Source organism: Aporhodopirellula aestuarii, assembly GCF_023701485.1.
Lineage (GTDB): Bacteria > Planctomycetota > Planctomycetia > Pirellulales > Pirellulaceae > Rhodopirellula > Rhodopirellula aestuarii.
In genome coordinates, this window is sequence record NZ_JAMQBK010000078.1 from 136,488 (window position 1) to 161,759 (window position 25,272).

Annotated in this window: 15 protein-coding genes; 11 read left to right on the forward strand and 4 right to left on the reverse strand. The window is 57.2% G+C overall.

Annotated features, from left to right (window positions below):
* Positions 1–667 precede the first annotated feature (667 nt).
* Together NB063_RS26025 and NB063_RS26030 are read left to right on the forward strand one after the other, a co-directional pair.
* Positions 668–1,204, forward strand: a complete 537-nt coding sequence (locus tag NB063_RS26025; protein ID WP_250931957.1) for a hypothetical protein — start codon at positions 668–670, stop codon at positions 1,202–1,204.
* Between the two features lie 598 nt (positions 1,205–1,802).
* Positions 1,803–2,129, forward strand: a complete 327-nt coding sequence (locus NB063_RS26030; RefSeq protein ID WP_250931958.1) for a hypothetical protein — start codon at positions 1,803–1,805, stop codon at positions 2,127–2,129.
* 825 nt (positions 2,130–2,954) lie between these two features.
* Here the strand turns inward: NB063_RS26030 and NB063_RS26035 are convergent.
* Positions 2,955–3,620, reverse strand: coding sequence for a hypothetical protein (locus NB063_RS26035; protein ID WP_250931959.1), 666 nt, complete (start codon positions 3,618–3,620; stop codon positions 2,955–2,957).
* 424 nt (positions 3,621–4,044) lie between these two features.
* On the opposite strand from NB063_RS26035, the gene NB063_RS26040 reads away from it, so the two are divergent.
* The 4 genes from NB063_RS26040 (at position 4,045) to NB063_RS26055 (ending at position 13,257) form a co-directional block, all read left to right on the forward strand.
* The gene (locus NB063_RS26040) at positions 4,045–7,965 is read left to right on the forward strand and encodes a protein kinase domain-containing protein (RefSeq protein ID WP_250931960.1); all 3,921 of its coding nucleotides are present in this window, start codon (positions 4,045–4,047) and stop codon (positions 7,963–7,965) included.
* Positions 7,966–8,143: 178 nt separating this feature from the next.
* On the forward strand, positions 8,144–11,326 hold the full coding sequence (locus NB063_RS26045; protein ID WP_250931961.1) for an NAD(P)-binding protein: 3,183 nt from the start codon (positions 8,144–8,146) through the stop codon (positions 11,324–11,326).
* Positions 11,327–11,363: 37 nt separating this feature from the next.
* Positions 11,364–11,834: a DUF3237 domain-containing protein gene (locus NB063_RS26050; RefSeq protein ID WP_250931962.1), complete on the forward strand. Its 471-nt coding sequence runs from the start codon at positions 11,364–11,366 to the stop codon at positions 11,832–11,834.
* 235 nt (positions 11,835–12,069) lie between these two features.
* Positions 12,070–13,257, forward strand: a complete 1,188-nt coding sequence (locus tag NB063_RS26055) for an OmpP1/FadL family transporter (protein WP_250931963.1) — start codon at positions 12,070–12,072, stop codon at positions 13,255–13,257.
* 123 nt (positions 13,258–13,380) lie between these two features.
* On the opposite strand, the gene NB063_RS26060 is transcribed toward NB063_RS26055, so the two are convergent.
* Positions 13,381–14,664 carry a glucose-1-phosphate adenylyltransferase gene (locus NB063_RS26060; RefSeq protein WP_250931964.1) on the reverse strand — a complete coding sequence of 428 codons (1,284 nt, stop codon included), beginning with the start codon at positions 14,662–14,664 and terminating at the stop codon, positions 13,381–13,383.
* A 27-nt stretch (positions 14,665–14,691) separates the two neighbouring features.
* A complete protein-coding gene (locus tag NB063_RS26065) occupies positions 14,692–15,678 on the reverse strand; it encodes a ferredoxin--NADP reductase (protein WP_407652725.1) in 987 nt (328 codons plus the stop codon).
* Positions 15,679–15,945: 267 nt separating this feature from the next.
* On the opposite strand from NB063_RS26065, the gene NB063_RS26070 reads away from it, so the two are divergent.
* From NB063_RS26070 to feoB, 4 genes are all read left to right on the forward strand, one after another.
* A complete protein-coding gene (locus tag NB063_RS26070; protein WP_250931966.1) occupies positions 15,946–17,466 on the forward strand; it encodes a hypothetical protein in 1,521 nt (506 codons plus the stop codon).
* Between the two features lie 2 nt (positions 17,467–17,468).
* Positions 17,469–18,962 (forward strand): protoporphyrinogen oxidase, encoded by a 1,494-nt coding sequence (gene hemG, locus NB063_RS26075; protein WP_250931967.1) that lies wholly within the window; start codon positions 17,469–17,471, stop codon positions 18,960–18,962.
* 257 nt (positions 18,963–19,219) lie between these two features.
* Positions 19,220–19,450, forward strand: coding sequence for a FeoA family protein (locus NB063_RS26080; RefSeq protein ID WP_250931968.1), 231 nt, complete (start codon positions 19,220–19,222; stop codon positions 19,448–19,450).
* Positions 19,447–21,507, forward strand: a complete 2,061-nt coding sequence (gene feoB, locus NB063_RS26085) for a ferrous iron transport protein B (RefSeq protein WP_250931969.1) — start codon at positions 19,447–19,449, stop codon at positions 21,505–21,507. The genes NB063_RS26080 and feoB overlap by 4 nt, the downstream gene beginning before the upstream one ends.
* A gap of 94 nt (positions 21,508–21,601) precedes the next feature.
* Here the strand turns inward: feoB and NB063_RS26090 are convergent, their stop codons facing one another.
* Complete coding sequence (locus NB063_RS26090; protein ID WP_250931970.1) at positions 21,602–22,918, reverse strand: HD-GYP domain-containing protein; 1,317 nt, start codon at positions 22,916–22,918, stop codon at positions 21,602–21,604.
* A 328-nt stretch (positions 22,919–23,246) separates the two neighbouring features.
* On the opposite strand from NB063_RS26090, the gene NB063_RS26095 reads away from it, so the two are divergent.
* Positions 23,247–25,193: an alpha/beta hydrolase gene (locus NB063_RS26095; protein ID WP_250931971.1), complete on the forward strand. Its 1,947-nt coding sequence runs from the start codon at positions 23,247–23,249 to the stop codon at positions 25,191–25,193.
* Positions 25,194–25,272 lie beyond the last annotated feature (79 nt).

Consider the following 25,272-nt stretch of genomic DNA (forward strand, 5'->3'; position numbering starts at 1 on the left):
CAACACGGATCATCTTGCCTTTAAATTCTTATTGCGTTTCGTTAATCAATCTTCTGGTACTGTCAATCTAGCACCCACATGCGAGCCCGCCGGAACGACCTCCTCAATTGGAAAAACATTCCGATTGGCTAAATTCCCCGATCTTGCCGAACGTAACATCTCCGAAAGCTGTGCCTTCGATTTGATAGAATGATAGCCCTATGGATAACTTGCTTCGACGGACGAAGCGGACGGAGAAAACGACCCTTTTTCTTGAAAACCTTACCCCCTCATCCGAGTGTGGATGTGGATGTTCGAGCGTCAATTGCACCTTCTGATGCAACCAACGGTCGGTCTTCAAATACCATCCTGGCTAATCTGAGGAACCACGCACCGTAGGGTGGCGCGAACCCAATCCCGTTGGGTTGCGAAGACGAACGATAGTTCGTTGTGGTGGTTGTCGCGAATCATCGGTGAATGTCCGGCCAAATCCCCGCAATGCGGACACCTGACGGGAGCGACTGGTCGTGTGTTAACCTCAGCACACGGCAATGTTAGTCTGTCGGAGCGACTGGTCTACCCGTGCAGCACACGAATTGTGAGCGTATCCGGGGGGGACGATCGACCTTCCAGTTCAACTTACCTTCATTACTTACTCCTTCTTTCTCGATTTTGTTCAGGCCCGACGATGTATCAATTGACATGCCCCCACTGTGAGACGGCCAACCAGGTGTCAACGGCCAAAGCGGGCGGGCAGATCGAATGCTCAGCATGTCAGGGAACCATCCAGGTCCCCAAACTCGGCGAATTGCGAAGCCTACCCACCGCCGAACCGAGCCCCCAAGAACGCGCCGCATCGACCGCTGCGGGCCTCTCGGGGGGGCGTTCAATGGCTTTCGCGGCACTCGGTCTGGTATGCCTGCTGAGCCTCCTTGGTGCCGCATTTTGTGGCGTCAATTGGTCCAATATCGAAGTCCCACTGACCACCGAACGGCACTTGGAAATGCTCGAAGAGTCGTACGCCCAAGCCAACGCGGCGCAGATGATTCGCGAATTCGAAGACATCACGAAATATGGCGTCGACATTCCCAATCCGCTGGAATACCGGACGATCGAAATGAGGAAGCAAGCCTGGGGTCAAAAGACGATGGCCTTCGCCGTAGCCGCCCTCGTCGCTTTCTTGCTCGCGCTTTTCGTGGGCCGTAAACCTCGGACCGCGGCCTGAGAAACGCCCCGGCATCGCCTCATTAACAACCGTCAATTGGCTATCCGAAATGCCGGAAGTTAGTGAGGTTTTGCCCACCCCGTCCGACGACGGCTACAGGACACTTGGGGATCAGCTCATCTGACGCGTTTCGTGACAAAGCAACGGCGTGATTTGGATGCCTCTCGAGCTCATCGGTTGCCATCGCCAAACTAAACCCGACTTATCAATCCCAACAAAAAAACCTCGCGTGAATCTCATCACGCGAGGTTTCGTTTTGGTGTGCTCTCGAATGACGAGAGTGGGGATTAGATGTCGGTTGCGGCATCTGGTGTTGGAGCTGGAGGAGCTGGCGGTGCAGCTTCTTCAGCGTCGCTGCTGCTCGGTACCGCATCAGCTGCAGGAGCGTCAGGGGCGGCGTCGGCAGCGGGAGCGGCCGGAGCTGCGTCAGCAGTTGGAGCTTCGGCTGGAGCTGGAGGTGCCGAAGGAGCTGGAGGTGCGGAAGGAGCTGCGGCCTCGGCCGATTCGCCACCTACCGTCTCAACGCTACCAGGAACAAGAGTTTCACCCGGAGCAAGTTCGATACCTTCGCTACTGACCGAAGCACCAGCTTCAACAGTTGCCGAACCTCCGCATCCGCAGCCAGCGCCTACTTCAACAGTCGCCGAACCACCGCATCCGCAGCCAGCGGCTACTTCAACAACGGCTTCGCCACAACAAGGAGCCGGGGCTGGCTCGCAGCAAGGCACTGGTTCGCAGCATGGTGCTGGTTCGCAGCAAGGGGCTGGTTCGCAGCATGGAGCTGGTTCGCAGCAAGGAGCTGGTTCGCAGCAGCAAACGGGCTCGCAGCAATCGTTCGCCTTCAAAGCACGCAGCTTGGCGAACAAGCCACCGCCACCGCAACGAGTTGGCTGGCAACAATCATTCTTTGCGAAAAGAGAGCTGAACAGACCACCAGCTTGTACCGGTGCGCTCAACGTCAACGTGGCGGCCATGACCAATGCGAAGGCGGCCGTTCCTTTCACCAAATTCCGAGTCATCTAATTCTCCCAAAAGGTTTCGGAGTTTTCGGTGCGATCCGAGTTCGCACACACAAAACAAACGAAGTGCTATCTAGCACCTCTGTGATTTCTGTCACGGGACGCGAACGCACGCTGCGGACGAGTCCAAACTCAGGAACAGCTTCTTTTTCTTCCCCTCGACGAGGAAGATGTGGACGGCACGACAGCAATACCACTGAGATTCTGCTCCCAATTCGTGCCTACAGTAACTTCAGCGTCACCGATGTCAATTACCCAAACCTCCTAATTAGACAACTCAGCACGCCCAAAAGCCCTGCTCTGAGTCCTCGAATTGCTCTTCACCGAACGCCCGCTGCGAATCGACAACAATCCCCGCAATCCGGCTGGGCAGGATGCGGCAGCAAAGCGAACTGGGGTGGGCCATCTCGATGACGACCGGCCGTCACCTCGCATCGCGGCCAAAAGAAACGACTCGCGACACCGCAAAACGTGTCATCGAGCCGCAAAAGACGGCATTTTAGCCATTCAGAAAAAGACGTAGGCGTTCAGTAGGTAGCACGTTCGCCTGAACGTGAGCCACCGTCTGGCGACGGTAGCTACCGTTAAAACTAAATATGCTCTCGAGCGGTCGCGCCGCCGCATGACCTGATCGGCACCTGCGACCAACGCTTCTACCACTGATCAGCCCGGTGTGCCGGATGATTCGAAAAACATGGCGGCGATTTGGAATCCGTCGCCTCGGGACGACCTCAGCGGACCGGATTGGCTTCCGCGGAAGCGGGCGAGGTAGCGGTTTGGGTGCTCGGTTCGCCGCCGAGAATTTTCGCCATGTGCTCACCATTTTCGAAGTCGAGAACCAACGGCGGCTCGTCAGCACTCATTTCGAGAATCAAACCGGAAATCTTCCAATTGTTGTCCTGCAACACCACCGACCACACGACTTGGTAGCTCTGTGGCGGAGAAACGGGAGCTCCCGCGGCGTTCAGAGCCGCCGGTTCGGTCCAAATGCAGTGCACCAATCGTCCGGTGAAACCTTCGGCGGCAACCGTCTCGTCGACCGGCATCGGCGTGCTGCGGGTGATTTTGAAATGAGCGTCAGGCGACCCGATCGGTTGGACAACTTGACCGATTCGGTTCAATTCGGATTGCGCCCGGTCAGTTAGCAATGCCATCGCATTATGGTTTTCGCCACCGCGGCGAATTCGATCTAGGAAATGGCTAACAACGGCTTCCGCCTCGGAGGCTTGCGGAGCGTTCTGACGGGTCGCCGTTGAACTCGCGTTGGTCGCCACCGCTTGCGTCGCATCTTGCTTGCTACAGCCGGCCTGCAAGACGACAAAAGTGAGGGCGAGCACGCATCCGGTACTAAGAATATGACGCTTCATTTGATTGGTAACCGCTCTGAGTCCGTTCATTTGGTTGGGAAAGCACGATCGAATCGGGCGATCGTTCCATCCCTGTACGTGGACCAGCGGTTGGACGTCAAGACGATCCCAACGGTTTCTACACCGTGTTCGCTGCGAGCAGACCCAGCTCCGAACATCTCAATAATCACAAATTGCCCATGCATCCCGTCCGGCGGCGGTTCGAAAGGGCAATGACGCTACCAAGCTGCGTTCGCAACACGCTTACACCAACGCGAACAATTAACCATTGACTGAACCGTGATCAGTTTGATCCAACCGGTTGCTCAGGTTGGCATTGCAGCTCTCGTGAAACGCTGTTTACTAGTGTCTAGCTAGTGTACACTGCAGGGGGTTCTGAACCGGTACGATTCAGCTGCGGGTTTCCCCCCAATTCGATCATTCGATCCCTTCACTTTCCATATTTCTTGCCCGCATGCTCCCAGTGAAAGAGTTTCTTGGAACGAAACGATACGAACTCAGGGGCGTGATCGGCCGCGGCGGAATGGGCGTCGTTTACCGAGCTTACGATCGTGAGCGAGGCGACTTTGTTGCCCTTAAGACGATTCGAGAAATCGATCCGTCATCGATCTACCATTTTAAAAATGAATTCCGCTCGCTCGCTGAGTTGGTGCACCCCAACCTGCTGCCGCTCTATGAACTGGAGTCTGACGGTGAGCATTGGTTCTTCACCATGGAGCTGGCGGAAGACGCAATCGACTTCTACACGCACGTGCGCGCGATCAAGAGTTTGGCGTTTGGCATGACCGAACGCTACGACAGTGCCCCTCCAATCAACCACTCCGCCCCAACCGGCAGCGACAAATCCTCAGGCTCCAACGAAACTTTCCTGGATCCAATTACGTCTCCGGTTAGCCAGGACACGCAAGCGTGTCATGAAGATACGGACAGCGAATCGCGGGAGAGCTGTCCTCCGCGAACCACACCGTCCCCCCTACCCGATGAAATCTACGACCGCATTCGAGATGCGATGCGACAACTCGTCGATGGTGTGTGTGCCCTACATGATGCGGGAAATCTGCACCGCGACTTGAAACCGGCAAATGTATTCGTCCGCGCAAATGGGCGTGTCGTCTTGTTAGACTTCGGATTGGTCGCGGAGTTGGCCAGCATTCCCCGATCCGATCCGAACGATGAAAAAGCCCCCGAGTCATCGAACGATCCGCAGCCCCTCTCCCATCAGTCACTCAGTGGCCGGATTACGGGAACGGCCAAATACATGGCGCCCGAGCAAGCGGCGGCGGGACGGTTGACGACGAGCAGCGATTGGTACGCCGTCGGAGTGATGTTGTTCCAAGCCATCACGGGCCAACTTCCGTTCGACGGCTCGCGAAACGAAGTGCTTTACAACAAGCAAAACCTCGACGCCCCCGCGCCGTCGGATCTGATGCCGGGCGTCCCCGACGATCTCAACAGCCTCTGCATCGATCTCTTGCGACGAGACCCTAACGATCGTCCGACGGGGCCCGAGATTGCAGCCCGACTGTCGCCCGACAAGCCCCCGGCAGAGGCGTCGATTGAAAACTCGCACCCTGTTGAACTCCCCTTTGTCGGACGCGTCGAGCACCTTGCCAAACTGCGAGGGGCGTTTGAACAAACGCGACAAGGTTCCACTGCGGTGGTCCGTGTTCACGGACGTTCCGGAGCGGGCAAATCGGCCCTCGTCCAACACTTCTTGGACAAGGTACAGTTCGATCCGGACACCGTCGTGCTATCTGGTCGGTGTTATGAACAAGAATCGGTGCCGTATAAAGCGGTCGATAACCTGATCGACGCATTGGCTCGCTATCTGATGCAATTGCCCGCCGCTGAAGTCAGGTCATGGTTACCCGATTCCATTGCCGCGTTGGCTCGCATCTTTCCTGTGCTGCAGCGAGTCGACTTAATCGCAGCGGCAGACCCTTCGGCCGCAAATGTGCCTGACCTTCGTGAACTGCGTCGGCGGGCCTTCCATGCACTGGCGCAATTACTTCGGGCAATCAGCAGTCAAAACAACCTCATCTTGTCGATCGATGATTTGCAATGGGGCGATGTCGACAGTGCGTACTTACTCGCGGAATTGCTGCAACCCGCCAACGCGCCGAGGATGTTGGTCGTTCTGAGTTACCGGAGCGAGTACATCGTCTCGAGCCCCTGCTTGATCGCGTTAGACGAACAGATCGGACCGACGTTGCAACAAACCGAATTGCCCGTCGCGGAGTTAACGAAAGACGAAACACGTGCGTTAGCGGAAGAACTGCTCAATCACGCATCGTCATCGAACCCTGATTCGATCGATTGGATCATCCGCGAGTCACAGGGCAGCCCTTTATTCGTTTACGAACTCGTTGGATACGTTGCCGGGGGCAGCAACCTCGGCAACGATTCACGTGAACTCAACCTCGACGATGTGCTCTGGAATCGCATCAAGGAATTGCCCGAAGCGTCCCGAAAATTGTTGGAAATCATTTCGGTAGCGGGACAACCCATTCCCGCCTGCGACGCACATGCTGCGGTCGGCTCGCGCACCCCGTTAATTGCATCCCTCCGCAACCTGCGCGGAGAACGTTTGATCCGCAGCACCGGACCACGTGTCATCGACCAAGTCGAAACCTTTCACGACCGGATCCGCGAAAGCGTTGTCTCGCATTTACCGAGCCCCGATCGTAAGAACTGCCACGCTTCGCTCGCCAAGACACTCAGGGAATCTCGCAGCGCAGACACGGAAACCATCGCCGTCCATCTCCACAAATCGGATCAGTACGAAGAAGCGGCTAAGTTTTACGCATCCGCGGCGGACGAATCCGCCCGCGCACTTGCGTTCGACCGAGCAGCCAACCTGTACCGACTGTCATTGACCGCCCGCGCACCGAACGGTGAGGCAGCCTGTTCGCTGTACACCAAATACGGAGACACGCTCGCCAACGCCGGGCGCCCGCATCCCTCCGCGTCGCAGTACCTCATCGCTGCGGAGTTATCCGATGGAGCGACACGGATCGACCTGGAACGAAAAGCCGCTTACCAACTTTGTGCCGGCGGCCACCTTGACCAAGGCCGTGAAGTGCTCGGTCGCGTCCTCGGACGCGTCGGAATGCAGCTGCCCAACTCACAGAAAAAGGCTCTCGCGCTGTTGCTGTGGCGACGTTTGAAACTCCGCGTGCGTGGCACACAATACAGCACCGAATCCGCGATCACGGCCGATCAAAAAGACAAGATCAACGTCACTTGGTCAGCTTCCGCTGGAATGGGGACAAAGAACATTGTTGTGTCTCCCGCGTTCCAAACGCTGAACCTGTTACTGTCTCTCAAAAGCGGTGACCAGTTCAGCATCGCTCGCGCGTTGTGCTGGGAAGCGGTCTACACGGCTCACGATGGTGTCGGTGCAATGCGTTATTCACGCAAGCTGATTGACCAAGCCGCCGAAATTGCCGCCCAACTCGAGTTGCCCTACATCAACGCGATGGTCGAACTGGCCGAAGGAGCATGCGGTTTCTTAACCGGCCGATGGCATACCGGCAGCACCCGCTGCGACCGCGCCAGCAGCATCCTGACCGAACGCTGCACCGGCACCTCTTGGGAACTCGGCCAAGCCGCCACCTACATGCTATGGTGCATGTCATGGGAAGGTCGTTTCGGCGAAATGTCGCGTCGTTCGGCAACGATTCTCGAAGACGTGCGCGACCGCGGTGACTTAACCACCGCCGCGAATCTCAATTCGTACATGACGCCGTTATCCCATCTCACCGCAGGGGACGTCGACGCGGCTCGAGCGAGTTTGGCCGAATCACTCGCCCAGTGGTCTCGCAAGGAATACAACATTCAGAACATGACCGCATTGATGGGCGGCGCGTGCGTTCACCTCTACGCCGGCGAATACGCTCAGGCACACGAACGGATGGTCAATGAATGGAACGACCTCAAACGCAGCCTGATCCTGCAAGCACAAGTTTGCGCGGTCGTGCTCCCTGAACTTCGCATCCGCAGTGCCCTGGGAAGCTACGTTCACCAAACCGAAGATCCGAAACTACTACGCGACGCGGAACTCTTTCTTCGTAAGATGAACCGCAAACGCGTCCCGTATGCCGCCGCCATGTCAGCGCCGCTGTACGCGGCATTGAGCTATATCACAGGCGATCGATCGCGAGCGATCTCCCAACTACGCGAAGGGATCGAACTCCTTCAGGCCCAAGACATGAACCTGTTTGCCGCTGCCACGCGGTTCCGCTACGGGCAGCTACTTGGCCCGGGCAACGGCGGAGATCATCAGGAGGAAGCCGTGACTTGGATGCGATCTGTCGGCGTCCAAGATCCGATCGCAATGATCACGGCTTACACCCCCGCGTTCCCGAAGTTCTAGCCCACCCCTAATCAGGCAACTGCACCCCACCACAGAAGCGACATGCGTTATGCTGGTCGTCTCCAACGAGTCGCCTCCTGTCTTCCGGCACAAAGACAGATCGCACCGTCTTTAAGACGTTGAAGTCAGACACGCGACCAAACGACTATCAATTACCTCTTTTGGTCAGGAACGCAGAATGGGAAAGCAAAAGATTGCGGTACTGGGCGGCGGGCTAGGTGCGTTGAGCACCGTTTACGGACTGACCCAGACGCCGAATTGGCAAGACCAATACGATATCACCGTTTACCAAGTCGGATGGCGATTGGGTGGCAAGGGTGCCAGCGGCCGCAATTTGGATGAAGGCAAAGGCGCACGAATCGAGGAGCACGGGCTCCACATCTGGTTCGGTTTCTACAACAACGCCTTTCGGATGATGATCGACACCTATCGTGAATTTCATCAGAAACAACTCGCCCCCGATTCGCCCTATCAAACCGTCAACGAAGACTTCCCGGCGTTCAAACCGCTGAACATGGTCACCGTGATGGAAAACGTTTCCTCCGGGTGGCAACCGTGGACGAATTACATCCCCACCAACGACGAACCGCTCGGTAGCGACAACGAAGAGTGGTCGCCATGGACACTAATGAAAACTCTCGCGGCGTGGCTCCGCCGGATCTTTGACGATTTCATTTCGAACAATGATCTTTCCGCCGTCGTCGCGAAAACGGACGCCAGCAAGGTTTCGCTGGAAGGTTGGGTCAAAGCAGAAATACGCAGCCTCGACTCGTCTTTGCAACGAACCGAAGACCTTGCCGGGGTCAGCCTGCTGCATCTATCTGAACGTTTGATTCATCGGATGAGCGATGATCCTCAGCAGCATTCGGCACACCAATACAATCTGATCGATTGGCTCTTGACCAAACTTCGCGACGAGATCGAGCACCTTCTCAATGGTGCATTGGCCAGCAATACCGAACTGCGGCGTCTCTTCATCGCACTCGATCTCGGGTCGTCGGTATTCCGGGGCGCCGTCCGCGATGGAGTCTTCCGACACGGTTGGGACGTGATCGACAAATATGACTTTCGCGAATGGCTCAATCTCAACGGTTGCCATTCGTCTGACTCAGCGCCGGTGCGTGCCGCCTACTCACTCGTCTTCGCATACGTCGGTGGCGACACCGAGAAACCGAACTTTGCCGCCGGCGCATGCACACGTGCCTTCGCCCGGATTTTGCTGACCTACAAATCCGCAATTCTTTGGAAGATGCAAGCTGGCATGGGCGACATCGTCTTCTCGCCGCTGTACCTCGTCCTCAAAGAGAAAGGCGTGAAGTTTGAGTTCTTCCATAAAGTATCCGATCTCAAACTCAACGCCGATAAAACCGCGATCAGCGAAATCGAAATGGAGATCCAAGGCACCCTCAAACCCGAATGCAAGGGAACTTACGACCCGTTTGTGTGGGTGCACGGCTGTCCGTGTTGGCCGAGCACGCCGCGATACGACCAGATCGAACAAGGCGAGCAATGGAAAGCCAAAGGCCTGAACCCGGAATCGTTTTGGTGCGGGCCACCTGCGGTCAAAACACGCTCGTTGGTGGCGGGACAGGATTTCGATCAAGTCGTTCTCGGGATTTCGATCGCCGCGTTGCCACACGTCGCGGGGGAACTAATCGCCCACGACAAACGATGGAAAAACATGGTCGATAAAGTCCTGACTGTGCAAACCCAGGCCTGCCAACTTTGGTTCAACGAAACGACCGACCAGATGGGCTGGGAACCGTGGTATCCGGCGCCGGGGCAAGGAGAGAATCCGCCACGCGAACAAGCCCTGGTCGGTGCGTTCGAAGAACCGCTCGACACATGGTCGGACATGTCACAAGTGATCCCGGCAGAGCGGTGGGCACCGGAAGATCAAGTGCAGAGCATTGCCTATTTCTGCGGTGCGATGAAAGACGCGGACACCTTTCCACCAACACCGCCACCGAACGACTGCGGGTTTGTGCAACAGCAAACCGAGATCGTGAAAGACAACACTCGAACAATGTTGTCGCAACACGCGAGACCCTTCTGGCCTGCGGCAACCCAACCGACGAATCCCGATGCGTTGAACTGGGACGTCTTGGTGGATTCATCCGGTGGCGTCGGCGAGGCGCGGCTCGATGCCCAGTACGTTCGAGCAAATATTGCTCCGACGGAGCGTTATGTTTTGTCGGTAAAAGGCAGCACCGAGTATCGACTGCGGCCCGACGAGAGCGGCTACACAAATCTCGTGATCGCGGGTACGTGGACCTACAACGGACTCAATGTCGGCTGCGTCGAAGCGGCCGTGATGTCGGGTCTGGCTGCAGCCGCGGCGATCGAAAGTTCTGAAAAATGCAGCCTTACCAGCACCGATCACTCTAACGCTCAACCTTCGAAACCGAACTACGTCGTCCGCGGTGGAGAAATCGCTTTCCCGGGGGCTTACGATTTCCCAAACGTCACGCTCAGCGCGTTTGCGATGCAATCAACATGGTCGGCGTTACAGAAACTCTGCGACCAATCACTCAACGGTCCGACCGGCAGCGACGGGATATACCAACCCTTGCTCCCGGGATTCATCATGATGGCGGCCGACTTTCCCGTCATTCGAGTCAACCCCGGGCAAGCCAACGAATTCGGATCCCCAGAGGTCGACATCAACCTCGCGTTTCCAGTCGTGAAGCTAAAGAAACGCGGCCCGATCCAGTTGGTCGAACAAATCGCTTGGTTCTTTCCCTACGTGTTCGTGAACAACTCGTGGGCGACGGTCTCGGGTCGTGAGGCATACGGCTTTCCCAAACAGGATGCCCGACTGACGGTTCCGCGCACGCCCTCCGACCCGGCGGTCTATCGCGTGGAAGCCCGGTACGTCGAAACTTTTGGCCCGACGGCGATGACGCAACAAGGCGTGCTTCTGGAAATGAAACGACAAGGCGACCAGCTGTTCGGTTCACCTTCGGCGGATCTCGGCAATTTCGCGGGCGCGATGCAGGCTCTGCTGCAACCGTTGCTTTCGGCAACCGGCGAGATCACGCTACCCGGTATCGGCATCATCGTTCAAGCCTTAGAGATGCTCGTCGACCCAACCGTCCCATTCATCTTCCTGAAACAATTCGCGGAAGTCGACAGCCGCGAAAAAGCGTGCTTCCAATCGATCGTCGAAGCGCCGCTGAAGATTAAACGGTTCCACAGTGCGGGAATCCTACCCGGGAAATATCAACTCACCGCGTGCGATTACGCCAGCCATCCGATCGTCAGCGATCTGGGAATGCAAGCGGTGTCGCAGGAAAGTCTCGCAGCTGTCACAATGACGGTCGATGCTGAGTTACAACTTGGACGGACCGTATGCCACTAATTCATCAATCCCCCAAACGACTGCGTAGGATTCAATCATGATCGACTACAAAATGGAGCCCCTTTTTTCCTATACCGCGACGGTCGGTAATCCGGAGATCGTCGGCCCCGTGCCCGGTGGAGTGCGTGTGAACTTTAACGTGACCGGCGGTGTGGTTTGCGGCGATAAAATTTCGGGCAAAATCCTGCCCGCCGGAGGGGATTGGTTATTGATGCGAAACGACGGAGTCGCCGATGTCGACGTTCGCCTGACCATTCGCACCGAAGATGACGCATTGATCAATGTGCATTATCACGGCATGGCCGACTTGGGCGAAAACGGGTTCGAAGAGTTCATGGCTGGGCGAGCCCCGGTACCCGGCACACCGCTTCGGATTTTTCCTCGATTCCATGTCGCCGCCGAGAAGTACAGCTGGCTCAATCGCCTCGCGTGCATCGGCGTCGGTGAAGCCCACGTGGATTTCGCGACGGAATCGAAAATGATCTTCGACATTTACGCGGTGAACTGACCGCGGGTCGGGATGTAACGATTGCATCGGTCACGCGGCGGAAAATCCGTTCAGTAGTGCATAAAACACGAAACAGCCGGTAATGCGCGACCGAACAGGACGATTGATCCTCTTGAGTGGCGCAATCGTTTATCAAGGGCGATTGCCCACAACCGTCGCAACTGTTGCGGCGAGCTGTGGACAAAGGATTGTCTGCAGGGGCATGATTGCAGGCGCCGTCCAGGAGGGACTCCACATGTCGACTATCCAGCGACTCACGATTTTTTTGACACTCGCGACTGGAATTGCCGCCACGGCGTTTTTCCCGTCCGGCACCGTCAACGCTCAAGGCATCTACTTGACCGGGGTTGGTCCGGTGAACCGTTCGATGGCAGGCGCCGGAACCGCAGCCCCGCTTGACGCGGTCGGTGCTTTGGCTTGGAACCCGGCTTCGATCTCCGGCTTGGCCAATAACGAAGTCGGTTTCGGCGTCGAACTTTTGTTGGCCGACGTTGAGCTTACGTCGAGCCTCGGTGGTGGCACCGAGGGAGACGCCGGTGCCGCGGCGGTCCCATCGATCGGATGGGTCCACCGCATGGATGATTCTCGTTGGACGGTCGGTCTCGGGCTCGCCGGTGTCGCGGGTTTCACCAACAACCAACCTGCCGGTAACCCGATTCTGGGTGGAACCCCCGCGTACGCGATGTCGGAATTCCTGCAGATCGCACCGACGGTTTCCTATCTGGTTACCGACAAACTCTCAATCGGTTTTGCGCCGCTGATCAACCTGGGTGAAGTCGGATTTGACCCGATCGGCCCCTCGGTCATCACACCGACCGCCGAAACATCCCAAGGTAACCGCAAACATTGGGGCATCGGATTCCAGGCAGGTGTGTATTACATCACCGACAATCATTTTCATTTCGGAGCGAGTTTCCGCAGCCCGCAGTGGATGGAGGATTTCCGCTTCTTCACTCCGAGCGGCCTCGTCAAATTTGACCTCGACCTGCCGATGATCGTTTCGCTGGGCACGGCCTACACAGGATGGGAAGATTGGACGTTTGCCGCCGACTTCCGCTACATCGGATACGATGACGCGGACGGTTTCAGCGAATTGGGGTGGAGCAATTTGTTCGCCGCCGCGTTCGGCGTTCAGAAACAGGTTTCCGACCGCATCTATCTACGCAGCGGAATCAACTTCAATCAATCACCGATTCATGAAAGCGATGTCGCCCTCAACGTGATCAGTCCGTTGATTCAGCAATACAACATCGCTACGGGCGGCTCGTACCGTTTCGCTAAGAATGTCGATCTCAACCTGTCGTACGTCTATCTCGGCAAAAACGATGTGACGGGAACCGTACCGACGGGCGGCGGTCCGGTCACCGTGACCAACGAGGTTTCCGCTCACTCGCTGATCGCGGGCGTGACGGTTCGCTATTAAGCCCCGTGCGATCGTCGTCTTCGGGTGACTGCAAAAAAACGGCACACGAACCCAAATGCCGGGTTCGTGTGCCGATCGGTGAACACGATTGGCGGCCGTCATGAAATCATGGCGGCGAAACGACTAATTCTGGAAGTCGTTCGCGATCTGACCTTCTTTGACCACAATGCTGATGCCGTCGCGAATTTGCAGCGGATCGTCTTCGCCCTGATGGTCCACACCGGCCGCGTTGGTGATGCGAACATTGGTTCCGATCCGACAGTTCTTGTCGAGAATCGCACCAGAGATATAACTGCCCGCGCCTACTCCGAGAGGCAGCTTGCCTTCACGTTGAGTTCCACGCATCTCGATGAAGTCAGCTCCCATCACAACGCTGTCCTTGATCGTGACGTTGTCGCCGATCACGGTTCGCAGACCGATGACGCTGTTTTCGATCGTAACATTGTCACCGATACAACATCCGTCGGCGATGAGGCTGCCGGTGATGGTCGCGTTACCCATGATTGTGGGCGGCAAGAAACGCGGGCGGCTGTAAATGGGTGCGTTTCGGTTGCGAATATCAAATGGCGGATTCTTGCTGGCCAGCGAGAGGTTCGCTTCGTAGAACGAACGGATCGTTCCAATGTCTTCCCAGTAGCCATCGAACAAGTGCAACTGGACTTTGTGCGTGTTAATCGCTTCCGGGAATACCTCTTTTCCGAAGTCACTGTGCAGACTGTTTTCGAGCAGGTCGACCATCAAATCTTTGTCGAAAATGTACAACCCCATGCTGGCGAGCAGATCACGACCTTGGCTTGGGATACCGCGTGCATCGATCCAGCTTGGCTCCATGCGAACCTTCGCGATTTCTTCTTCGGTTTGCGGCTTTTCGACGAATCCGCGGACCTGCCCGGAATCATCGACCTGCATGATTCCCAGCGCCGAAGCGTCTTTGCGTGTGACAGGGATTCCCGCGATGGTCGCTGCCGCGCCGGATTCGATGTGCGTTTTCATCATGTCCCGGAAATCCATCCGGTAGAGCTGATCGCCCGACAGAATCAAAACGTGCTTGATCCAACTTTCACGCAGGTGCACGAGATTCTTTCGCACCGCGTCGGCGGTTCCCTGATACCAATCCGTTCCCGAATTGACGGTTTGCTGGGCGGCGAGCAGTTCGACAAATCCGCCACTGAAGTGGTCGAAGGTGTAGGTTTGCCGGAGGTGCCGGTGCAAACTCTCCGAGAGGAACTGCGTCAACACGTAAGCCCGATTCAAGCCGCTGTTAATGCAGTTACTGATCGGGATGTCGATCAATCGATACTTCGCCGCCAAGGGCACAGCAGGCTTGGCCCGGATCTTGGTAAGCGGAAAGAGCCGGGTGCCGCGTCCGCCACCAAGAATCAACGCGATCGTGTTACTGAGGTCCATGTTGTCTACCCTGTGAGGAAGGTGTGCTTACCAATACTTTTCAAAACGAATCGTCCCCGCCCGATGTTCCTGTACATCATCGCGGAATCCTGCCGCTCGCAATAACGGTAGCATACCAGGATTCTCGGGTGTATCAGCACCGGGGGGAATGTATCCAATCATGTCGGGATTCCCGCAAAGGAACACATGAGTGTTTGATGGCTCGAGCGGGTCTTCGGCAATCTCGGACAGTTTGCCGCTCGTGAACATCGACTGCAAATATTGCTTGCCGACAAAATTCGGATGATCGGGTTGAAGGTTTTCCGGTTCACGAGTGGTCAGCGGAAGATACAGATAGTTGGGGTACTGCCGCATCAGCACTTCGTGCTCATTCTTGTAAGCACAGTCATGATGATATCTCACACTCGTGGCGATGATCACGCGGCCACGGTGCCCCGTCGCGAGCAGCTTCGCCGCCATCGCGTTGTGCGGCGCTTCGCCCGTTCCGGTACCAAGAAACAACATCGTGTCGTCGGGCTTGTATTCACCGAGTTGGTACTTGCCAGTAATCTTCCGCTCCATCACAACGCGGTCGCCGACTGATTTCCCAAACAATCGCGGCGTCAATGCGGGCGGTTTGCTGACCACGGTGGCCCCACGACGAACCAACGTGATGTAGAACTCGAGGTAATCCACCGAATCCTGAGTCGCCAGCATCCCGTGTTCGTCCAACATTGGACACGAAATCGAATAAGCTCGTCGCACGATCTTACGTGCTTTGTTGATCGGAACGTCTTCCGGTTGGGTGCCGATCAGTCGAGGCTCCCAGTTCCCCAACCCGAGCGCGACATATTGTCCCGGTTCGAATTTCGGGATCGGGGCATCGGGACGGATCCGAAATTTGGCCAAATCCTCGGTCGCATCGATGCGGCCGATAATCGTCGCGTTGTAAAACCGTTCCCGTAATAGTCGCTGCTCCTCAGCATTGGGCGGCTTCTCGAGCGGTCCAACACCGGAGCCCTCCTCCGCCGCGATCCTCGTTCGTGTTTGCTCGCCTACAGGTGCACGAACACCTGAGGGAGTTTGATCGTCGTTCGGGTTGGGATTGTCGGAAGCACTCACGAAGCTCATTCCTTTCGCGATTCATGGCGCGGGCGGGGGCACGAACCGGTTACTATAATGCAATGAGACGGCGTGATGGGGAGTCGGCCGCGAGGATTCTGTCTCCCCTGGAACAAAAACCGTCTTGGCAAACCTAGCCATTCATTGCCGCATTTCTTCGTTCTTTTTGGAGCTTCGATCATGCTCTCCTGTTTTCACTTCGAATGTTCTACGCCACACCAGCGGGAAAAGCTGCTCGTGGCGACAAAACGACTCATCCCCTCGCTCGGTACGATGCGATGCCGCCACGGAAGAACGCTGCTGCTTTTCTTGAGCGTATCGATCTTGCTCGGCACGAACGCGTGCGTCGCCGAAACGTGGACCAGCCTCAGCGGTGACCGCTCGATCGAAGCTGAAATGGTCGGCATGTGGGACAACCAAGTCGTGCTGCTCTTGTCCAGCGGACAACGCATCAACGTTCCCCTAAACAGCTTTGAAGCGACCAGCCGTATCCAAGCGGGCAAGATCGCTGAACGACTTGAGCAACAACGCGCGGCGCTGACCGAAGAGATCAAACGTGTCGCGGCCGCCGAAGCCGCACCGGCCCCCGAGCCGATCCCGACGCCGCCCGACGCCCCGCCGTACTCGCCGCCCAACGCGAACATGGCGCCCGACCAAGCCTTCGACACAATCGCCCAACAAATTCGCAACGGACATCTCGTAGTCGTGTACGACGCACTGCCGCCAAAGTATCGCCGACAAATTGACCAACTGGCCCAACTCACCACCACCAAACTCGACCCAAACGCAATCACCGAACCGCTCGGCCAGCTCTACCAACTCGCTGATCTGATCGTCACGCGGCAAAATTGGATTCTCTCGCACCCCCGTCTTCGTGATCCCGCAGGCGACGCCGACGATTTGACTCTGGCAGGCGAAACTTTCACCAAACTCGTCTTGCCCGCCGCGGGCTTGCTACAGTCCGGTTTGACCCCCGACGGTGTCTCAATCGACACGATCCGCAGCAACGGCTTCGGCGAATGGCTGCACGAACGAGACGCGGCGATCGCACCGTATCTCGCCGTGCTGTTGGAAACGTACAGCATGCCGAAATCCCAATGGAGGCTGCTCAAAGCAACCGAAGACACCGCGATCCTCGAAACTGAAGGCCCGGTGAGCAACAACCAATCACCTGCAGGTTCCAACAGCAGACGGATCGAGTTGACCAAAGTTGACGGCTTTTGGATCCCGGCGGCAGTTGCCAAAGGATTCGAAGATTGGATCACGCAACAAACCGAAATGCTCACGGCCTATGACGACGCCAGCATGAGCCTCTCGGATTGGATAGGGGGCAGCTACGTCAGCGTCCCCACGACACCGACCCGGCCACAATCCAATCCGTACGATGACTCGGGCTATGGCCCTGACGATTACGACATGTCACAGTACGATGAGGGTCCCGACGAGTACATGGACTCTTACGAAGATGATGATTTCGGGTACTCCGGTGGCCCAGGCTACTCCAGCTCAGTCAAAGCGAGAATGATTGAACCACCAGCGATCACGCCCGAGATGATCGGCAGCATTTTGCAATCGGTCGGTGGGTTCGCATCGATCGCCGCGCCGCTTCAATCCGCTACCGACGCGGCATCCTTCCATCAAGCAGCCGACCAGATCGTCGGATCGATCGAAGGAATCTTGGCGATGGTCAGCGGCGGGTGAGCATGACGGTTCCCCGAATCGCCATCATCGGCGGCGGGCTCTCTGGGCTCGCCGTGGCAACACACCTTCGTCTACTTTCGGCGGCTGAGGCTGCGCCTGTCGCGATAACAGTATTCGAAGCCTCCGATCGCATCGGAGGTGTGATCCACACCGAACGGATCGTCACCGAAAGCGGTGAGGAATTCATCGTCGATCACGGCGCCGACATGTTCGCAATGCAGCCGCCCGCAGCGATCGAGCTTTGTCGCCGACTCGGTGTGGAAGATCGCCTGTTGCGTCCCAACCCGGAGGGCCGCGGTGCGATGATCGCGCGGGGTAACGGACTGATTCCGATCCCCGAAGGCTTCGTGCTGATGCGTCCGACCAAACTCATGTCGATGCTGACAACGCCTCTGCTTTCACCGATCGGAAAAATCCGCTTGCTGGCCGAACGCTTCGTTCGCCGCCGGGCAGCCAACGTGTCCGACGAAAGCGTCGGTTCTTTCGTTAAACGTCGGCTCGGAAGTGAATGCCTCGACAATATCGTGGCTCCCCTGGTTGCTGGGATTTATACCGCGGACGTGCATCGGCTCAGCATGGCAGCGACGATGAAGCCGATTTGGGACATGGAATCCAACGACGGTTCGCTCGCTCGCGCGACGATGAGACGGATCCGTGCAGGCGACGACTCGACCGAGCGCGGCAGCAGTGGTGCGCGTTACGAACAATTCCGTGCGTTCCCCGGGGGTATGATTGAACTGATCCAAACGCTCGCCGAGGCGGTCGGCCCCGAACACATTCGCACCCAATCAAAAATTGAATCGATGTGCCATACCGATGCCGGTATCCGCCTCGACCCGTGCGGCGAGCTGTTCGACGCGGTCGTGCTGACCGCGCCGGCACCGGTGTCCGCCCATCTGCTCACGCAATTGCAGCCGTCGCTCGGCGTAACCGCCCAATCCGACGCCGTTGCTGAAGTCGCCGATAACTTGCTCGGGATTCCGTATGCGTCGACGGCAATCGTCGTGATGGCGATTCCCCGAACGCGAATCTCGCGGATGCCCAAAACCTTTGGGATCGTTGTCCCACCTCGTGAAAACCGTTCGGTGCTCGCGGTGAGTTTCGCGAGCGAAAAGTACGCCGGCCGCGCGCCACAAGATTACGTCATCGTCCGCGCCTTCGTCGGCGGAATGCTTCATCCGGAAATCCTCGCTAACGAAGACGACGCGATTATTGAGATCGTTGCCCAGGAACTCGGTGACCTGATTGGCCTCGACACGTCGCAACGAATGCAACAATTCGCCGCGTTCGTCAAAGTCGTCCGGTGGAACAACGCGATGCCTCAATACGAAGTCGGCCATCTCGACCGAGCCGCCGCGATCCAATCGGGCATGAGCAAAATTCCCGGCGTTGAACTGATGACAAACGCCATCGGCGGAGTCGGCATCGCCCCTGTGATCGGCGCTGCCCAGCGGACAGCCCAAAAGCTTCTCGCCAGCTTCGCCGCAGCGGATTGACCCGCCCGGAGCAACCTTCGTTTCTCTCGCTCAGCGACACAGAAAACCGATAACACGTTAAATAGCAGGTTTTCGCTCGAATCTGCGGTCGGGACAGAACACGTGACGGCTCGAAAAAATCTCACGAATCCCGCTCGATTCCGTCGCGAACCCACTAGGCTCAGACGGCTCGGATGTCTAAACTGTTCCTAACGAGAATCATTCTCAACTAGAAACGCAGCGTCATTCGCCCCGATTCCATTGGCAGCCCCACGCTTATGTTCAGCGAAATCACTTTGGATCACTTCATCGGTACCGCCGGTGAAATCGCACGCTTGGATCTTCCCGAGGCGTGCGCGATTCGTTTGAAATCACTCGGCTTGTTCGAAGGGCAGTATGTCCAACTCGCCCGCAGCGGCAATCCGATGATCGTGAAAGCGGCTGGCGGCAAAATCGCCGTCGCTGGTGATATCGCCAAAGGCATCTACATGCGAGTGGCTCATTCATGAGCACTTCGGTCGACTCGACCGAATCGGATCACTTAGGCACGTCGGGACAAAAGAAATCAGGCGACAAAGTCGTCGCGATGTTGGGCAATCCCAACGTCGGCAAGACGTCGATATTTAATCGCCTTACCAACCTGCTCGCGAAAACGTCGAATTTTCCTGGCACGACGATCGATCGCCGGATTGGGCGGGTCGAGCTGAGCGACAAAAAATCGATCACGCTGGTCGACCTGCCTGGGATGTATTCGCTCGAGGCTACTTCCCCGGAAGAAGAAGTCGCTCGCGATTTCGTGCTCGGTCAATCCGATGAAGCCCCCGACGCGGTCTTGATCGTCGTCGATGCAACCAATCTGCAGCGGACTTTGTTCGTCGCCCGACAAGCGTTACAGCAAAGTCGTCCGACGGTGGTTGCGGTTAATTTCATTGAGGCGGCGCGGCGTCGTGGAATCGAGATCGACCTCAACATTCTCAGCCGCAAATTGGGCTGTCCCGTCGTCGGCGTCTCGGCAAGAACAGGCGAAGGGTTCGACCGTCTAAAGTCCCAACTCGCGATCGTACTGGCCGGCCCCGCACTGCCGCTTCTGATCCAAGGCGGCTCTCCCGAATGCCCGCCTACGCCTGCCGAAAATGTTCTGACGGTTATCTCCGATGACGAATCGTGTGGGTCCTGCCGTGTGTGTCCGTTTGCCGACGGACACTTGTGGGCGGCCGCGTTGGCTCGCGAAAGTATCCGTGATGGGTCAGTTGTCTCCGATGAAACCGCTGACCGCGTTGACCAATTTTTGACCCATCGATTCATTGGTCCGGTCGTGTTTGCCATCGTGATGGTGTTGGCATTTTCGCTCGTATTCTCATTCGCCCAAGTCCCAATGGAATGGCTCGACAACGGGTTCGGGATGTTGGCGACTTGGGTCAGCCGTTTTCTGCCCGAAGGCGATTTCCAGAGTCTCGTCGTTGACGGGATCATCGGCGGTGTCGGCGGAGTGATGGTCTTCCTGCCACAGATCTTCATCCTGTTCTTCATGCTGGCGATCTTGGAAGATTCCGGCTACCTCGCTCGCGCCGTCGTGGTCGTCGATCGCTGGATGCGGCGGGTCGGCCTGCCGGGACAAGCATTCGTGCCCTTGCTAGCCGCTCACGCCTGCGCGATTCCCGCCATCATGGCGACGAAAGTGATCGAGAATCGCCGCGATCGTTTGGCCGCGATCATGGTCATCCCCTTGATGACCTGCTCCGCCCGATTGCCCGTTTACACGATGATCGCCGCGATGCTGTTCCCGAGCAATCCGATGTACGCTGCGATCTTGTTTGCATCGGCCTACGTGCTCGGCATGGTAGCCGCGTTTGCGATCGCATTCCTTTTGAAACTCACGATCCTGCCAGGCGAACCTTCTCCGTTGATCCTGGATCTGCCTCCCTATCGGGCGCCGTCGATCCGCAACGCTCTTCGTTACGCATACGAACGAGGCTGGACGTTCTTGCGAGATGCGGGCACCGTCATCCTGATGATTTCGATTGTCATTTGGGCTCTGTCGACCTACCCCAAACTCTCCGACGAACGCTTCGCTGATGAAATGGCTTCCCGCAGCGTCGCGGTCGAACAACTCAGCGAATCGGAACTCGATGGTGTTCGCGCAGCCGCTGATCAAGAGCACGCGATCATCGGTCGGTTGGGCCGCGTGGTCGCCCCCGTATTCGAGCCGCTCGGATTCGACTGGAAGATTAGCGTCGGCGTGATGACGAGTTTTGCGGCGCGAGAAGTCGTCGTGTCCACACTCTCGATCCTTTACGGGCTCGGCCCCGAACCCGAAGAAGAGTCCAGCCTGCAAAACCGCTTGCAAGCGGCGAAGTATCCTGACGGAAGTCCCGTGTTCACCACGGCAACCTGCGTCAGCTTGCTGGTTTTCTTCGTGCTGGCGATGCAGTGCTTGCCGACCCAAGCCGTGACCAAGAAAGAGACCGGGTCGTGGAAATGGGCGGCATTTCAATTTGTCTACATGACAATGCTCGCCTACGCCGCGGCATTCGTCGCGTACCAAACCATCTCGCTGGTGAGCTAGCAATCGCGTCGGTCATGCCGCTCGCATTCGCATCGACATGGCGGGGCAATCCATGGGTAGCGAATGCGAAGCAGCAATCCGAACGCGTCTTTAATCAGTCAAAAATGAGCTCGTCCGCAGGGCTCCAACGCATCGTCTCCATCAGTTCCCGGGGCAAACGGGCTTGGTTACGAGAAGGATCCGCCACCGGCTGAATCATCGCTTCGGTTTCCATCGACAAATCGATGCGGGTACCGTCTTCGCATTGCAAGACCGGATTCGCATAACCTTCGAGCGGTCGACGAATCACTTCAGCGACACGATCTTCGTTCAGTTGAACGCGGCTCCCCAACGGGAACAACGATTCAACTCGAAGGAACGCCCGCACCACCTCAGGATCAAAGATCTGATATCGGGCCTGATACAAAATGATGCCGAGCGCGTCATGAGGAACCAATGCGCTCCGGAAGCTTGTGCCGGTTGTCAGCCGAAGAAATGTATCGCAAACGTTGAGAATCCGGGCATACAGGTTGGCGCGTTTGCCTTCGATGCCGAATGGGTATCCCGATCCGTCAAATTGTTCGTGAACTTGTTCAATCGCGATCAAAACTGAGTGCGGAATCTCGGAGACCTCACGCAAGCAGTTCGACGAATTGATCGGATGCTTGCGGTACTCCCACATTTCTTCATCGTTGAGCGGCCCACGGCCGGGGATAACGAGTGCTGGGTTCATCGTATATAGGCCGATGTCGTGCAGCAGTCCCGTCGTTCCGATTTCGAGAATGGTCGGGCCGTCGAGACCGAGTTCAGTCCCAACCGCCATTCCTAATACGCTCAGCCTGACGCTGCGGTCGGTCAAAGACATCGCTTCTTTTGCCGTCACAATATCGGCTACGGTTTGATCGTGATCGTCGACGATCGCGCTGGCGAATGCGGCGGATAGATTATTGAGCGCCTCAATAGTTTGCAATTTACGCTCGGTGATATCCAAACGTATCTGCTCAAACTCGTCCCGCGCCAATTTCACATGGCCCCGAAGCAACTCGCGACGAGACAGGTTGATGGGTTCGTGATGCCGATTTACCAGATTTTCCTTCAACGGCACACCTTTGGGCCATCGCGAAGGATGTTCGGGACGAAACGCTTGTTCCTTTTGATTTGGACTACTCGACACACGTCGTTTCTGGGACGAACCTGTGGGATCCTGTCGTCGCAGCGCATCGACTTCGTCAACGCTGACGGCGAGCTCCTCGATTTGGCGATCGATCAGACCTTGAATCAGTTCAGCAGTGATCGTCGTACCGGCTCCGAGAAGAAGCAGGCCGTTGTCGTCTTCGAGCGGAAAGCGACAGATTGCGCCGACGTGTAGCTCGTCTACCGGCACCATCACCATGTCGCTTTTCCCTTTCGCAGCTTTCACCGCGTTAATCATCGTTTGCCCCGATAATAAGGAAATGGACCCGTCGTTGCCCGAGAAATGCCATCATCTCGCGCGCATCGCCGTCTAGATAAACGGTAGGTTTCTTCTCCCGCGAAATTTGCGCACTTAACAATTCTGCCCCAACAATCACGCAATCGGCCGGAGATCCGATTCCGAAAGTAGTGGTCCTGCCGACTAAAGGAGTGCGTCTCCCCTCCCGCCATGCACCGCCCGCGACCCAATCAACATGGACTCCTCGCCCCCCGATCGCTTACAAGCAGGGCTGTCGTGTTAATGACGACATCTGGAATGCAACAATACGGCGTTTTGAGAGCACGCAATGGACTGGCGCATCAATCAAATGTGGCTTGCAGGGGCTGTGATCGTTTTAGTCGGGGGATGCACGCGCGCCCCCGCGCCGATGGCGGAGAACAGTTCGTCCGCCCACGAAATCGAGCTTCCCTCCGAATTTTCGACACCGCATCAATTCGGCGAGTCGAATTCGCTGACCATTGATCAACCGCCGACCGTGGAAGAACCGCCAGCGGCCGAAAATTCACCGCCCGCCGAGGCCCTCCCACAGCAACACCCGTCCCTTCGACCGGATGTCGAAGTCGGCCCGGTATCCCCGAGACAGGTAACGAATTCCGGCTACGACTCGTCCTTTCAATCCGACTCCACGCCAGATATCGCTTCGGATCCCAAACGCGAAAGCAACCCGTACCACAAGAAATCCAGAGGCCCCTACTCCTCGAAATCGTCCGAGTCACTCGGATGGGCACTGCCGTCCGAGCAATCCCATCCGCAAGCCGTATCCCGTGAACCTGCCGCATCCCACACAGCCGCGGCAACATCCGCTCCTGACATAAGTAACAACGGGGTCGGCTACGGTTCGATGGACAACGTGGCGACCGGAAGTGCCAACAAGATGATCTCTGGCGAGACAGCCCGCATCGAAATGGCGTTCGAAGAGGCTGCCGCTGGAGAGATGGCAATGGACCAACTCGGCCCCGCCGGTATGGCTGCCGACGAAGCCGAACTTGCCACCGGTGCAAGTGTCTCGAACGAAGACGACCTCCCGTTTCAGAGCATCAACGTGCTCTACGCGACCGACCGAAAACAAGACACCCGTCCGCTCGCGGCCTATCAACTCACCGGACAACGACAACTCGTGAGTCTTCTCGGGATTGGTGTTGCCGTCACCGCAGCACTGAGTTTGCTCGCCTGGCTGCTGCGTCGTCCTGCCACCGCGAAACTTTCGGCCGGGCTCACGTGCGTCATGTCCGCCGCCGCGGCGGGCGTGTTTTTCACCGGCGCCGCAACGATCGAAAAACACGGCGTCACCTATACCGGTGACCGCGGCCAATTAGTCCGCGGCGTGTGCCGCGTGACGATCCCCAAAACGCATACGCGTGGGACCGTCGAACGTCCAAGCCTGCTCAAATTCGAAGTCTCCGAAAACCAATCCAAACACGTCGTATTGACGAGTGTTGACGAACTCGACGGTGACGCGTTCACCCGACGGATGAGCGAAGAACTCGAAGCGGCCGAGCAACCTGACCTGATGGTGTTCATTCACGGCTACAACGTCGACTTCGAATCCGCCGTTTTGCGAACCGCTCAAATCGCCGTCGACCTTCCCTTTCGCGGCGTGCCGGTTTGTTATAGCTGGCCAAGCCAAGGGACGTTGCTCGGCTACCCCGTCGACGAGAACAACGCCGCTTGGACCGTCGGGCATCTCAAAGAATTTTTGAACGAATTGGTCGACGAGAGCGGAGCCAAATCGATTCACGTCGTCGCGCACAGCATGGGCAACCGCGCGATGACGGCAGCGATGCAGCAAATGTCGCTGTCGCGCCAGGACGACGAACCGATCTTCGACCGCGTCGTACTCGCCGCTCCCGACGTCGACGCCGATCTGTTTCGCAAAGATCTCGCCGGTGCACTGACTGAAGTCGCCGAGCAGGTCACCCTGTACGCTTCATCCGACGATCAAGCGCTTGTGGCATCCAAAGCCGTCCACGGTTATCCCCGAGCCGGGGAGACAGGCGAATTTCTCGTCGTCGTTCCTGGAGTCGACACCATTGACGTTTCCGGGATCGATCTGAGTTTGCTCGGGCATAGCTATTACGGTGATAGCGAACCGATCTTGCGAGACCTCTACGAAGTCTTGCTCTCGCGACTGCCCGCCTACAAACGCAGCTCGCTGATTTCGAAGGATTATCAATCTCAAGTTTATTGGCAACTCGCCCACGGCGGCACGTTAGCGAGTGGCGTTACCCAGTGAGCAACGGGCGCAGAAATCCCTGCGTTTATACCGCCTGGTGGCCAATCAACGCGAAAAACCGCGTTTTGCAGGCCCGAAT